Genomic DNA, 13,380 nt, shown 5'->3' with positions numbered 1-13,380 from the left:
ATGTGTTGTCCTTCGGTTGAGTTGATGGTGCCACTGTAGGCCCTGGGGCCGGGCAGCGCCATGGTCATCCGACGAACGGTCGAAATCCCGGGTTTGTCGGTAGCGTGGACGGATAAGCGGGACTGTATTTATCACTTTCGGGAGAGCGCTGCGCGGCTGCGCGCGTCCCAGTAGCTGCGCAGCAGCCCATAGTTGACGGTGTCGGCCATCTGGCCGTGCACGAACCAGCGTTCCGGCATGTAGCCTTCCTTGCGAAAGCCCAGGCGTTCGAGCACGGCGGCCGAGGCGCCGTTGCGCGGGTCGATGTCGGCTTCGACGCGGTTCAGGCGCAGTTCGTGGAAACCGTAGTCGAGCGCCACCTCCAGCGCCTCGGTGGCGTAGCCCTTGCCCCAGTGCGGGCTGCCGAGCGCGTAGCCCAGTTCGCAGCGGCGGTTCTGCGGGAAGAAATGGTGCAGGTTGACGGTGCCGATGAGAAGGCCGGTGTCGGCCAGCTCGATGCCGAAGCGCACTTCCGACTGCTCGCGGTAGGCGTCCAGGGCCCGCGCGATCGCGCTTTCGGCAAAGGCGACCGAGGTCCAGGGTTCGGCGCTCCAGTAGCGCACCACGGCAGGATCGGAGAACACGGCGAACAGGTCGGCAGCGTCAAGCATCGTCATGGGACGCAGGGTGAGACGCTCGGTAGTGAGGATGGGCGTGGGGTAACTGGACATGGCGAAATGATAACACTGCGGCCGGGGCAGCGACCTACCTCAGCCGGTAGAGGCGACCGCCCGCACCACCAGGTCGCCGATCAGGCGCTCGGCATCCTCGAAGTCCTTGCCGGTGAGTTCGGGCTTGTCCAGCACCAGCGCCATCTGGGCCGAGAAGTCGGCGTAGGACTGGGTCATGGCCCACAGCGCGAACAGCAGGTGGGTGGCGTCCACCCGGGCGATGCGGCCGTCCGCCATCCAGCGCTCGAAGACTTCGATGTCGCGGCGCAGCAGCGGCACCACGCGGGTGCGGATCTGCTCGCCGTAGAACTTGGCGCCGCCGATGACTTCCATCGCATACACGCGCGAGGCCCAGGGCTGTTCGCGCGAGAAGCGCAGCTTGGCGGCGACGTAGGCGCGCAGCACGTCGGCCGGCTCGCCGCCGGCATCGGCAAGCTTGGCCATGCGCTCGAGCCAGTCGTCGAGCACGTCGTCGAGCACGCGCTGGTACAGGCCGTTCTTGGTCGGGAAGTAGTAGAGCAGGTTCTGCTTCGAGATGCCGGTCCGTTCGGCGACCGCGGCGATGCTGGTGCCGTCGAAGCCGCATTCGGCGAACAGGCGGGTGGCGGCGGCGAGGATGGCGTTTTCCAGCTTGTCGCGCCGCCTGGCGCTGTCGGTGACGTGGGTGTCCATGGTGTCCTCAGCGCTGTGCGCGCAGGAAGTCGAGCAGTTGCGGGTCGGCCGCGTAGGCGGCATTGAAGCGGAACCAGATGCCCTGGGGTTCGCGCTGCGTGAAGAATTCGCCCGGCGCCAGCAGGATGCCGGCCCTTAACGCGGCGTCGGCGATACTGCGGCCGTTTCTCGCCGCGCTCGGCGCTGCCGTCCAGCCGGCGCTGACGAACATGCCGCCGCGCGGCCGCGCCAGCGGGCGCAATCCCACATGGAGCAGGGCCTCCAGGGCGCGTTCGCGCGCGTCCTCCAGCTGGCTGGTCAAACGCTCGACCATGCGGCGGTAGCCGCGCGTGCCGGTGGCGTGGAAGACCGCGCGCTCGTTGATCTCGGACGTGGTCAGGCCCGCCACCATCTTCACGCGCAGCAGTTCCGGTATCAGGGAATGCGAAGCGCACAGCGAACCCACCCGCAGCACCGGCGACAGGGTCTTGGAAAAGCTGCCAACCCGGATCACGCGGCGCAGCCCGTCCATGGCCGCCAGCGACGCCTCGCCGGGGGCAGCCAGTTCGCGGTAGATGTCGTCTTCCACCAGCCAGAAATCGAACTGCTCGGCCAGCGCCAGCAGGCGGTGCGCCTGGGCCTGCGAGAGCGAGGTGCCGAGCGGATTCTGGAGCACCGTGTTGACGAACATGAGCTTGGGATGCAGCAGGGCGGCCTGGCGCGCCAGTTCCTCCATGTCCAGCCCGGCCTCGCTACGCGGGATGCCGACCGGGATGCAGCCGTGGTGGCGCACCAGCGACAGCAGGTTGCTGTAGCCGGGGTCTTCCACCAGCACCACGTCGCCGGGCCGCGTGAGGGTGCGCAGCACCAGGTCGAAGGCGTGGGTGGCGCCGTTGGTCAGCAGGATCTGCTCGGGTTCGACGGCGAACAGCTCGCTCGACAAGCTGGTGGCGAGGTACTGGCGCAGCGCGGGAAAGCCGAGCGGGTGGCCGTAGCCGCGCAGGCGGCTGGCCGGGATCTTCATCGCATGACGCACGGCGTCGAGGATGGTATTTTCTCCATACCACTCGGGCGGCAGCCAGCCGGCGCCGACGGGCAGCGCCTCGGCCTGCCCACTGTACAGGTCGGGGGCGAGGGCGTCGATTTCGGATTGCAGGCTGGGCTGGCATACCAGCGGTGCGGAGGGCGCCTGCGGCAGGCTGCGCGCCACGAAGAATCCGGAACCGCGGCGCGAGGACAGCAGCCCCAGCTGGTGCAGCCGCTCGTAGGCTTCGACCACCGTGAATGTGCTGACGCCATTGCACTTTGCGAATTGTCTAACCGATGGCATTTTCGTACCAGCACCGAGCTGGCGCTCGTTTACCATCGTCGAGATAGTCCCGACGATCTGGTCGACCAGGCTGCCGCGCCCCTTCCGGTCGATGGCGAGCAGCGGCCATGCGGCGCCACCTGCCATACTGGCGGTGCCGTGCGCGGATGCGGATCGCAAGGTTTCAGAAGGAATGCCCTCTGTCAAAACAGCTTCTTCCATCGCACCACTCCACTCGAACTGTACAGGTCGATTTACCTGTACGGTTGGTCGGTTTTACCCTTGGTGTATCTGTGCCGGTGTTGCCTTGCTGACTATTATTGATCAATATTTTGCCAACTGGTAAAAATTTTTCGCCGTCATGGCGGGGGAGAGACGCATGAACGAGTCCAGGCCCACCTCGATGTCCGCATTCTGGATGCCTTTTACGAATAACCGCGACTTCAAGGCCAATCCGCGCCTGTTGGTCTCAAGCGAAGGGATGTATTACAAGGATGTGGACGGCAACAGCGTGCTCGACGGCACTGCCGGCCTCTGGTGCGTGCCCTGCGGCCATGCCCAGCCGCGCATCACCCAGGCCGTGAGCGAGATGGTCGGCCAGCTCGACTTCGCGCCCACCTTCCAGATGGGCCACCCGGCCGCATTCGACCTGGCCGAGCAGCTGATGGAGTATACCGGCCACAAGTTCGGCCACGTGTTCTATACCAACTCCGGTTCCGAGGCGGTGGACACCGCCCTCAAGATGGCGCTGGCCTACCACAAGGCGCGCGGCGAGGGCGGGCGCACCCGCCTGATCGGCCGCGAGCGCGGCTACCATGGCGTGGGCTTCGGCGGCCTGTCGGTGGGCGGCATCGGCAACAACCGCAAGAGCTTCGGCCCGCTGTTGCCGGGCGTGGACCACCTGCCGCACACGCACAACCTGTCGAAAAACGCCTTCTCGCGCGGCGAGCCGGATTTCGGCGCCGAGCTGGCCGACGAGCTGGAACGCCTGGTCACGCTGCACGACGCGTCAACCATCGCCGCCGTCATCATCGAGCCGGTGTCCGGCTCCACCGGCGTGCTGGTGCCGCCCAAGGGTTACCTGAAGCGCCTGCGCGAGATCTGCGACAAGCACGGCATCCTCCTGATCTTCGACGAAGTCATCACCGGTTTCGGCCGCCTGTGCACGCCGTTCGCCAGCGATTATTTCGGCGTCGAGCCGGACATGATGACGACCGCCAAGGGCCTGACCAACGGCGTGGTGCCGATGGGCGCCGTGTTTTCCAAGCGCTTCATTCACGACGCCTTCATGGAAGCGCCGGCCGGCATCGAGCTGTTCCACGGCTATACCTATTCGGGCCACCCGCTGGCTTGCGCAGCCTCGCTCGCCACGCTCGAGGTATTCCGCGAGCAGGGCATCATCGAAAACGCCAAGAGCCTGCAGCCGTATTTCGAAGACGCGTTGCATTCGCTGCGCGGCCTGCCGCACGTGATCGACCTGCGCTCGATCGGCCTGGTGGCCGGCATCGAGCTCGAACCCATCGCCGGCAAGCCGGGTGCGCGCGCCTACAGCGCCTTCAAGAAGGCCTTCGCGGACGGCATCCTGATCCGCGTGACGGGCGATATCATCGCCCTGTCGCCGCCGCTCATCCTGAACAAGCAGCACATCGACGAGCTGTTCGGCAAGCTGGCCAACATACTGAAAAACCTGGACTAGACACATGAATCTCATTTCGCACTTCATCAACGGCCAACCGGCGCACGCCGAGGGCACGCGCCAGATCGATGTCTACAACCCGGCGCGCGGCGAGCCCTGCGCCCGGGTGGCGCTGGCCGAGCCGCGCGACGTCGATGCCGCGGTGTGCGCCGCGCTCGCCGCCTTTCCAAGCTGGGCCGCCACGCCGCCGCTGGCGCGAGCGCGCATCCTGTTCAAGTACCTGCAGCTGTGCCAGCAGCACACCGACGATTTCGCCGCCATGGTGGTGCGCGAACACGGCAAGACCTTCGCCGACGCCCAGGGAGAAGTCGCGCGCGGCATCGAGGTGGTGGAATTCGCGGTCGGCATCCCGCAGATGCTCAAGGGCGAATTCACCGACCAGATCGCGCGCGGCATCGACGCCTGGTCGATGCGCCAGCCGCTCGGCGTCGTGGCCGGCATTACGCCCTTCAACTTCCCGGTGATGGTGCCGATGTGGATGTTCCCGGTCGCCCTCGCGTGCGGCAACACCTTCATCCTGAAACCCTCGGAACGCGATCCTTCGCCTTCGCTGCTGCATGCGCAGCTGCTGAAGGAAGCCGGCTTGCCGGACGGCGTGTTCAACGTGGTGCAGGGCGACAAGGTGGCGGTCGATGCGCTGCTCGATCATCCCGACATCCAGGCCATCAGTTTTGTCGGCTCGACCCCGATCGCCGAATACATCTATTCGCGGGGTTCAAGCAAAGGCAAGCGCGTACAGGCCCTGGGCGGCGCCAAGAACCACATGGTGGTGATGCCGGACGCCGACATGGACATGGCGGTCGACGCGCTCATCGGCGCGGCCTACGGTTCGGCCGGCGAGCGCTGCATGGCGATCTCGGTGGCGGTGGCGATCGGCGACGCCGGCGACAAGCTGGTCGCCGCGCTGGCCGAGCGCACCGCCAGGCTCAAGGTCGACGACGGCATGGCGCCGGGCGCCGAGATGGGCCCGGTCGTCACCAGCGCCGCCAAGGAGCGCATCGAACGCCTGATCGGCCAGGGCGTGGAGCAGGGCGCGACGCTCGTCGTCGACGGCCGCGGCTACCGGGTGGACGGCTGCCCGAACGGCTTCTTCGTGGGCGGCACCCTGTTCGACCACGTCACGCCCGACATGACGATCTACAAGGAAGAGATCTTCGGCCCGGTGCTGTGCGTGGTGCGCCTGCCGGACGTGGGACGGGCGGTGGAACTCATCAACGCCAACGAGTACGGCAACGGCGTCGCCATCTTCACCCGCGATGGCGGCGTGGCGCGCGAGTTCGTGCGCCAGATCGAGGTCGGCATGGTCGGCGTGAACGTGCCGCTGCCGGTGCCGATGGCCTTCAACAGCTTCGGCGGCTGGAAGCGCAGCCTGTTCGGCGACCACCATGCCTACGGACCGGAGGGAGTGCGCTTCTACACGCGCCACAAGGCGGTCATGGAGCGCTGGCCGAGCACTGCCAGCAGCGGACCGGAGTTCGCCTTCCCGCAGATGAAGTAGAGGTGGTGAATGCCCGGCAGGCCCGGGCTGCAGCATGTCGTCGACCTACAACAAGAAGGGATGCACATGATCGAATCACTCCAGCACCTGCCGCCCGCGGCAGGCTCGAACGGCGAGCTGGCCGCGCAGTTCACCGACCTGACGCCGCCCTTCAGTGCGCGCCAGGCCGCCGTCGAGGCGGCGCGCTGCCTGTACTGCTACGACGCCCCCTGCATGAACGCCTGCCCGACCGGCATCGACGTCGCCGGCTTCATCAAGAACATCCATGACGGGAACGTCACCGGGGCCGCAGCGGGCATCCTGAAGGCGAACATCTTCGGCGGCAGCTGCGCCCGGGTATGTCCCACCGAGATCCTGTGCGAACACGCCTGCGTGCGCAACAACCCGGCCGAGCGCGAGCCGGTGCGCATCGGCCTGCTGCAGCGCTACGCGATCGACAACGCCCGTTTCGAGGGCCATCCCTTCCAGCGTGCTCCGTCCACCGGTAAGGTGATCGCCGTGGTCGGCGCCGGTCCGGCCGGCCTGTCCTGCGCGCACCGCCTTGCGATGCTGGGCAACGACGTCGTCGTGTATGAGGCGCGTCCGAAAGCGGGCGGCCTGAACGAATTCGGCATCGCCAAGTACAAGCTGCCGGGTGATTTTGCCCAGCAGGAGGTGGACTTCCTGCTGTCGATCGGCGGCATCCACATCGAATACGGCCGCCGGCTCGGCGAGAACCTGAGCCTGGCCGAGCTGCACACCCGCTACGACGCCGTTTTCCTGGGCATCGGTTTGCAGACCAGCCGGGCGCTCGGCCTGCTAGGGGAAAATGCGCCCGGCCTGATGGCGGCCATCGACTACATCGCCGCGCTGCGCCAGGCCAGCGACCTGTCGCTGCTGCCGGTACCGCGCCGTGCGGTCGTCATCGGCGCCGGCAATACCGCGATCGACATGGCGGTGCAAATAAAACGTCTGGGCGCCGAGGACGTGACCCTGGTCTACCGCCGCGGCCTGGAATCGATGAGCGCGACCGGCCACGAGATCGAGATCGCCAAGGCGAATTTTGTCCGTATTCGCACCTGGGCGGCGCCGCTCGAGGTGCTGCTGGACGAAGGCGGCCGGGTATCCGGCATGCGCTTCGAACAGACCCGCATGGAAGAGGGCCGCCTGGTGCGCACCGGCGGCCTGGTCGAGATCGCAGCCGACGCCGTGTTCAAGGCCATCGGCCAGGCCATGAGCGAAGAAGGCTTCCAGGAGCCGCTGGCACGGGAGCTGTCGCGCGAGGGCGAGCGCATCTGGATCGACAATCGCTTCCGCACCGCGCTGCCCGGCATCTATGCCGGCGGCGACTGCGTCGCGCCGGGGCAGGACCTGACGGTGCAGGCGGTCCAGCACGGCAAGCTGGCTGCAATGGCCATCCACGAAGACATCCAAGCGAAAACGGAGGCAGCATGGCCGACCTGAGCATCGATTTCTGCGGCATCAAGAGCCCGAACCCGTTCTGGCTGGCCTCCGCGCCGCCGACCGACAAGGCCTACAATGTCGTGCGCGCCTTCGAAGCGGGGTGGGGCGGCGTGGTGTGGAAGACCCTGGGCGAAGATCCGCCGGCGGTCAACGTGTCCTCGCGCTACTCGGCCCACTACGGCAAGAACCGCGAGGTCATCGGTTTCAATAATATCGAACTGATCACCGACCGCAGCCTGGAGATCAACCTGCGGGAGATCACCCAGGTCAAGAAGGACTGGCCGGACCGCGCCCTGGTCGTCTCGCTGATGCTGCCCTGCGAGGAGGCGCCCTGGGCGGCGATCCTGCCGCTGGTCGAAGCCACCGGCGCCGACGGCATCGAACTGAACTTCGGCTGCCCGCACGGCATGCCCGAGCGCGGCATGGGCGCCGCGGTGGGGCAGGTGCCGGACTACGTGCAAATGGTCACGGCCTGGTGCAAGAAGCACACGCGCCTGCCGGTGATCGTCAAGCTGACCCCGAACATCACCGACGTGCGCCATCCGGCACGCGCGGCGCTGGCCGGCGGCGCGGATGCGGTGTCCCTGATCAACACGGTCAACTCGATCACCCACCTCGACCTCGACCGCATGGTGGCATTCCCGATCGTGGGCGGGGCCAGCACCCACGGCGGCTATTGCGGCTCGGCGGTCAAACCGATCGCCCTGAACATGGTGGCCGAGATCGCGCGCGACCCGGCGACGCGCAACTTGCCGATCTCGGGCATCGGCGGCATCGGCAACTGGCGCGACGCGGCCGAGTTCATCGCGCTGGGCGCCGGCAGCGTGCAGGTGTGCACGGCCGCGATGCTGCACGGTTTCCGCATCGTCGAAGAGATGAAGGACGGCCTGTCGCGCTGGATGGACAGCAAGGGCTATCCGAACATTGCAGCCTTCTCGCGCAAGGCGGTGCAGAACACGACGGACTGGAAGTACCTGGACATGAACTACCAGGTGATCGCCCGGATCGACCAGGACAAGTGCATCAAGTGCGGCAAGTGCTACGTGGCCTGCGAGGACACCTCGCACCAGGCGATCGCGCGCAGCGTGGATGATGCAGGCACGCGCCGCTACGAGGTGAAGGATGCCGAATGCGTGGGCTGCAACCTGTGCGAGATCACCTGCCCGGTGGAGGCCTGCATCACCATGGTGCCGCAGGAGACTGGCAAGCCCACCATGAACTGGACGCAGGACCCGCGCAATCCGAGGGCCGAACCGGTTGCCGTTTGAGCCGACGAAACCCCGCACCGCCGTAAGTACGATTGCGCTACACTCGGTCGCACATTTTCGCAACCGACGAGGAGAGTCCCCCCGTGACCACGCACCATGACGCGCCGACCGGCGCCAGCACCGAACTCTGGAACCACGACCTGGCCCCGACCACGGCCGCGCAGCGCACCTGGCGCTGGTATCACTTCGCGGCGCTGTGGGTCGGCATGGTGATCAGCATCCCCGCCTACATGCTGGCGGCCAGCCTGATCGAAAGCGGGATGTCGGCCTGGCAGGCGGTGCTCACGGTGTTCCTCGCGAACGTGATCGTGCTGCTGCCGATGCTCCTGATCGGCCACGCCGGCACCAAGTACGGCATTCCGTATGCGGTACTGGCGCGCGCCTCGTTCGGCACCCGCGGCGCCCGGCTTCCCGCCCTGATGCGGGCGATCGTCGCCTGCGGCTGGTACGGCATCCAGACCTGGTTCGGCGGCAGCATGATCTACACGCTGCTCGGCGTGCTGCTGGGTGCGCCGATCGGCGGCGAGAACCTTCCGGGCCTGGGCATCAACCTCGGCCAGTTGGCCTGCTTCCTGGGCTTCTGGGCGATCCAGATGTACTTCATCGTGCACGGCATGGAATCGATCAGGAAGCTGGAAACCTATACCGCGCCGCTGAAGATCGCGATCTGCTTCCTGCTGCTGTGGTGGGTGTACGACAAGGTGGGCGGCTTCGGCCCGCTGCTCGGCCAGCCTTCCGCGTTCGTCGAGGGCGGACCGAAGGCCGGCCTGTTCTGGGCGGTGTTCTGGCCCTCGCTGACGGCGATGATCGGCTACTGGGCCACGCTGGCGTTGAACATCCCCGACTTCACCCGCTTCGCCAAGACCCAGCGCGACCAGGTGGTCGGCCAGACGCTCGGCCTGCCACTGCCGATGGGCCTGCTCGCGGCACTGGCCGTGACCGTCACCTCGGCCACCATCGTCTTGTACGGCAAGGCCCTGTGGGATCCGGTCGACGTGGCCAGCCGCATGACCGGCATCGCCGTGCTGGTGGCCCTCATCATCCTGCTGATCGACACCGCCAGCGTCAACCTGGCCGCCAACCTGGTGGGCCCGGCCTACGATTTTTCGGCGCTGTCGCCCAAGCGCATTTCCTACCGCATCGGCGGCTACATCACGGCCGGCATCGCGCTGGCCATGATGCCCTGGAAGATACTCGAGACCACCCAGAACTACATCTTCATCTGGCTGACCGGCTACTCGGCCCTGCTCGGGCCGATCGCCGGGATCATGATCGTCGACTACTACTTCGTGCGCAAGACCAGGCTCGACGTCGACCAGCTCTACAACGAGGGCGGAAGCTACTCGTATAAAGGCGGCTGGAACATGGCCGCCATCGTGGCCTTCGCGGCCGGGGTGTTGCCCAACCTTCCCGGCTTCCTGAACGCGGCGCTGCCGGACGCCTTCCCGAACGTGGGCGAAGCCTTCAAGACCATCTATACCTACGCCTGGTTCGTCGGCGTGGTGATCGCGGCCATCGTGTACGGACTGATGATGAAGGGCCGCACCGCGCCGGCGCCCCGGGCCGTGAATAACACAGCGAACAACTATCCAACCTGAAGGGAGAGTCATGACTACCTTGATCCGTGGCGGTACCGTCGTGAACGCCGACCGTGCGTTCCGCGCCGACGTGCTGTGTGTGGGGGACAGGATTGCGGCCGTGGGCGAGAACCTCGATGCGCCCGCGGGCGCGACGATCGTCGATGCCGGCGGCCAGTTCGTGATGCCGGGCGGGATCGACACCCATACCCACATGCAGCTGCCCTTCATGGGCACCGTCACGGCCGACGATTTCTTCAGCGGCACCGCGGCCGGCCTGGCCGGCGGCACCACCACCATCATGGATTTCGTGATTCCCGACCCGAAGGAGTCGCTGCTGGAGGCCTTCCACACCTGGCGCGGCTGGGCCGAGAAGTCGGCCGGTGACTACACCTTCCACGTCGCCGTCACCTGGTGGGACCCCTCGGTGCACGAGGAGATGGGCGTGCTGGTGCGCGAGCACGGCGTCAACAGCTTCAAGCACTTCATGGCCTACAAGAATGCGATCATGGCCGATGACGAGACCCTGGTCAGGAGCTTTCGCCGCGCGCTGGAACTGGGCGCGATCCCGACCGTGCACGCCGAGAACGGCGAACTGGTCTACCAGCTGCAGCAAGAGCTTTTAATGAAGGGCATCCGCGGCGCCGAGGCCCATCCGCTCTCGCGCCCGCCGGAAGTGGAAGCCGAAGCCGCCAACCGCGCCATCGCCATCGCGGGCGTGCTCGGCACCCCGGTCTACATCGTCCACGTGTCCTGCGCCGAATCGCTGGAGGCGATTACCCGGGCGCGCGCCAAGGGGCAGCGCGTGTACGGCGAAGCGCTGGCCGGCCACCTCGTCATCGACGACAGCGTGTACCGCCATCCCGATCCCGAGTTCGCCCGCGCCCACGTGATGAGCCCGCCGTTTCGCAGCCGGCACCACCAGCAGGCGCTGTGGCAGGGCCTGCAAGGCGGGAACCTGCACACCACCGCCACCGACCACTGCACCTTCTGCGCCGAGCAGAAGGCGGCCGGCAAGGACGACTTCACCAGGATCCCGAACGGCTGCGGCGGCGTCGAGGAACGCATGGCCGTGGTCTGGGACGCCGGCGTGAACACGGGCCTGCTCACGCCCTCGGAATTCGTGCGCGTGACCTCCACCAACGCGGCCCAGATCTTCAACATGTATCCGCGCAAGGGCCTGGTCGCGGTCGGCGCCGACGCCGACATCGTGGTCTGGGACCCGAGCGGTACCCGCACGATCTCCGCCGCCACCCAGCACTCGAAAGGCGGCTTCAACGTCTTCGAAGGGCGCACGGTGCGCGGCGTCCCCACGCATACGGTTGCAAGGGGCAAACTGGTGTTCGAGCGCGGCACATTGCGCGCCGAAGCCGGGGCAGGGCGCTACGTCGAGCGTCCCGCTTTTTCCGCCACCCTGGCTTGATTCGAGGAGACCAGCATGGACGAACTGCGCATCAATGGCGAGCGCCTGTGGCAATCGCTGATGGACCTGGCCGCGATCGGCGCCACGGACAAGGGCGGCGTCAAGCGCCTGGCGCTGACGGACCTGGACCGCCAGGGCCGCGACCTGGTCGTGCGCTGGGGCCGCGAGGCCGGGCTGGAAGTCACGGTCGACCAGATCGGCAACGTCTTCATGCGCCGTGAAGGGCGCAACCCGTCCGCGCTGCCGATCGTCACCGGCAGCCACGTCGACACCCAGCCGACCGGCGGCAAGTTCGACGGCAACTACGGGGTGCTGGCCGGGCTGGAAGTGGTACGGACCCTGAACGAGCGCAACATCCAGACCGAGGCGCCGATCGAGGTCGCCTTCTGGACCAACGAGGAAGGCTCGCGCTTCGTGCCGGTGATGATGGGATCGGGCGTGTTCTGCGGCGCCTTCAGCCTGGAAACGGCCTATGCGGCGGTCGATACCGAAGGCAAGAGCGTGCGCGAGGAACTGGAACGCATCGGCTACCTGGGCGACGAAGTGCCGGGCAAGCACCCGATCGGCGCCTATTTCGAGACCCACATCGAGCAGGGGCCGGTGCTGGAGGATGCGGACAAGGTGATCGGCGTGGTGCCGGCCGTGATGGGCCTGTCGTGGTACGACTGCACCGTGACGGGCATGGAAGCGCATGCCGGCCCCACTCCGATGGGACTGCGGCGCGATGCGCTGCAGGTGGCGACGTCCATCATGCAGGAAGTGGTCGCCATCGCGAACCGCTACCCGCCCTATGGACGCGGGACGGTGGGCATGGTGCAGGTGTTCCCGAACAGCCGCAACGTGATCCCCGGGCAGGTCAAGTTCAGCATCGACCTGCGCAACGTGAACGACGCGCTGCTCAACACCATGCACGAGGAGATGCTGGCCTTCGTGGCCAAGACCCGCAAGGACAGCGGCCTGGCCATCGAGGTCGAGCGGGTGTCCTACTACCCGCCTTGCCCCTTCCACCCGGATTGCGTGAACGCGGTGCGCGCCGCGACCGAAAAGCTGGGCTACTCGAGCATGGACGTGGTCTCGGGCGCCGGCCACGATGCCATCTACGCCGCCCGCGTGGCGCCGTCCGGCATGATCTTCGTGCCCTGCAAGGACGGCATCAGCCACAACGAGATCGAGGACGCCCAGCCGGCCCACCTGGAGGCGGGATGCAACGTGCTCTTGCACGCCATGCTCGAACGAGCCGAAGTCATCCATGCGCCATAAATCTTGATTAGATGGCATCATTCCCGGGTGACCTCGGGAGGAGCAGCATGGACTGGCTGGATCGAAGTTGGTTGACAATACAGCAGGAATTTTCGGACCTCGGCAATGTGGAGGACATCACGCGCATCGTGGTGCGGCTGCTGGTGGCGGTCGTGCTGGGCGGGATGCTCGGTTACGAGCGTGAATCGGTGGGCGCATCGGCGGGCTTGCGCACCCACATGCTGGTGTCGCTGGGCGCGGCCCTGTTCGTGCTGATCCCGCTGCAGGCGGGCATGGAGATCGGCGACCTGTCGCGCGTGCTGCAGGGCGTCACCGCCGGCATCGGCTTCATCGGCGCCGGGGCCATCCTGAAGCAAACCGACAAGGAAGACGTCAAAGGCGTCACGACGGCCGCAAGCGTGTGGCTGAGCGCCGCCATCGGCATTGCCGCCGGCATGGGACGGGAAGCGACCGCCGTTCTGAGCGCCTTGTTCGCACTGGTGATCCTGGCGATCCTGAAAATGTCGCCGAAAGACGAATCGACACGCGCGACGAAGAAGTAACGC

Annotated in this window: 11 protein-coding genes; 8 read left to right on the top strand and 3 right to left on the bottom strand. The window is 66.7% G+C overall.

The genetic code is table 11. The features are described from left to right. Nucleotides 1–131 precede the first annotated feature (131 nt). From ACK6C6_RS22480 to ACK6C6_RS22470, 3 genes are read right to left on the bottom strand one after another with little or no spacing between them, the layout of a single operon-like run. Entirely contained in the window at nucleotides 132–710 is a 579-nt protein-coding gene (locus ACK6C6_RS22480; RefSeq protein ID WP_409269389.1) for a GNAT family N-acetyltransferase, read from the bottom strand. A 39-nt stretch (nucleotides 711–749) separates the two neighbouring features. Then, a complete protein-coding gene (locus ACK6C6_RS22475; RefSeq protein WP_409269388.1) occupies nucleotides 750–1,382 on the bottom strand; it encodes a TetR/AcrR family transcriptional regulator in 633 nt (210 codons plus the stop codon). A 7-nt stretch (nucleotides 1,383–1,389) separates the two neighbouring features. Further along, a complete protein-coding gene (locus ACK6C6_RS22470) occupies nucleotides 1,390–2,850 on the bottom strand; it encodes a PLP-dependent aminotransferase family protein (protein WP_409269386.1) in 1,461 nt (486 codons plus the stop codon). A 199-nt stretch (nucleotides 2,851–3,049) separates the two neighbouring features. Between ACK6C6_RS22470 and ACK6C6_RS22465 the strand changes: the two genes are divergently transcribed. The 8 genes from ACK6C6_RS22465 to ACK6C6_RS22430 all read left to right on the top strand — a co-directional run bounded on the left by ACK6C6_RS22465 (nucleotide 3,050) and on the right by ACK6C6_RS22430 (nucleotide 13,377). Then, nucleotides 3,050–4,366: an aspartate aminotransferase family protein gene (locus tag ACK6C6_RS22465; protein ID WP_409269384.1), complete on the top strand. Its 1,317-nt coding sequence runs from the start codon at nucleotides 3,050–3,052 to the stop codon at nucleotides 4,364–4,366. A gap of 4 nt (nucleotides 4,367–4,370) precedes the next feature. Further along, nucleotides 4,371–5,864, top strand: a complete 1,494-nt coding sequence (locus ACK6C6_RS22460) for a CoA-acylating methylmalonate-semialdehyde dehydrogenase (RefSeq protein WP_409269382.1) — start codon at nucleotides 4,371–4,373, stop codon at nucleotides 5,862–5,864. A 66-nt stretch (nucleotides 5,865–5,930) separates the two neighbouring features. Continuing rightward, nucleotides 5,931–7,307, top strand: a complete 1,377-nt coding sequence (locus ACK6C6_RS22455; RefSeq protein ID WP_409269380.1) for an NAD(P)-dependent oxidoreductase — start codon at nucleotides 5,931–5,933, stop codon at nucleotides 7,305–7,307. Then, nucleotides 7,295–8,575, top strand: coding sequence for an NAD-dependent dihydropyrimidine dehydrogenase subunit PreA (gene preA, locus ACK6C6_RS22450; protein WP_409269379.1), 1,281 nt, complete (start codon nucleotides 7,295–7,297; stop codon nucleotides 8,573–8,575). Before ACK6C6_RS22455 ends, preA begins: the two co-directional genes overlap by 13 nt. An 83-nt stretch (nucleotides 8,576–8,658) precedes the next feature. After that, nucleotides 8,659–10,173 (top strand): NCS1 family nucleobase:cation symporter-1, encoded by a 1,515-nt coding sequence (locus tag ACK6C6_RS22445; protein WP_409269377.1) that lies wholly within the window; start codon nucleotides 8,659–8,661, stop codon nucleotides 10,171–10,173. A 10-nt stretch (nucleotides 10,174–10,183) separates the two neighbouring features. Beyond that, nucleotides 10,184–11,575: a dihydropyrimidinase gene (gene hydA, locus ACK6C6_RS22440; RefSeq protein WP_409269375.1), complete on the top strand. Its 1,392-nt coding sequence runs from the start codon at nucleotides 10,184–10,186 to the stop codon at nucleotides 11,573–11,575. A gap of 15 nt (nucleotides 11,576–11,590) precedes the next feature. Continuing rightward, nucleotides 11,591–12,835 (top strand): Zn-dependent hydrolase, encoded by a 1,245-nt coding sequence (locus tag ACK6C6_RS22435; protein WP_409269374.1) that lies wholly within the window; start codon nucleotides 11,591–11,593, stop codon nucleotides 12,833–12,835. Between the two features lie 47 nt (nucleotides 12,836–12,882). Beyond that, a complete protein-coding gene (locus ACK6C6_RS22430) occupies nucleotides 12,883–13,377 on the top strand; it encodes an MgtC/SapB family protein (protein WP_051996594.1) in 495 nt (164 codons plus the stop codon). Nucleotides 13,378–13,380 lie beyond the last annotated feature (3 nt).

Source organism: Massilia sp. BHUDP2, assembly GCF_046236355.1.
GTDB classification, from domain to species: domain Bacteria; phylum Pseudomonadota; class Gammaproteobacteria; order Burkholderiales; family Burkholderiaceae_D; genus Telluria; species Telluria varians.
Note: the sequence above shows the minus strand (reverse complement) of the source record. Positions and strands in the feature narration are given on the sequence as shown.

Bases quoted from the DNA above. Each gene is read 5' to 3' on its own strand.
- ACK6C6_RS22480 (WP_409269389.1), bottom strand. From the start codon at position 710: ATGTCCAGTTACCCCACGCCCATCCTCACTACCGAGCGTCTCACCCTG.
- ACK6C6_RS22475 (WP_409269388.1), bottom strand. From the start codon at position 1,382: ATGGACACCCACGTCACCGACAGCGCCAGGCGGCGCGACAAGCTGGAA.
- ACK6C6_RS22465 (WP_409269384.1), top strand. From the start codon at position 3,050: ATGAACGAGTCCAGGCCCACCTCGATGTCCGCATTCTGGATGCCTTTT.
- ACK6C6_RS22460 (WP_409269382.1), top strand. From the start codon at position 4,371: ATGAATCTCATTTCGCACTTCATCAACGGCCAACCGGCGCACGCCGAG.
- ACK6C6_RS22455 (WP_409269380.1), top strand. From the start codon at position 5,931: ATGATCGAATCACTCCAGCACCTGCCGCCCGCGGCAGGCTCGAACGGC.
- preA (WP_409269379.1), top strand. From the start codon at position 7,295: ATGGCCGACCTGAGCATCGATTTCTGCGGCATCAAGAGCCCGAACCCG.
- hydA (WP_409269375.1), top strand. From the start codon at position 10,184: ATGACTACCTTGATCCGTGGCGGTACCGTCGTGAACGCCGACCGTGCG.
- ACK6C6_RS22435 (WP_409269374.1), top strand. From the start codon at position 11,591: ATGGACGAACTGCGCATCAATGGCGAGCGCCTGTGGCAATCGCTGATG.
- ACK6C6_RS22430 (WP_051996594.1), top strand. From the start codon at position 12,883: ATGGACTGGCTGGATCGAAGTTGGTTGACAATACAGCAGGAATTTTCG.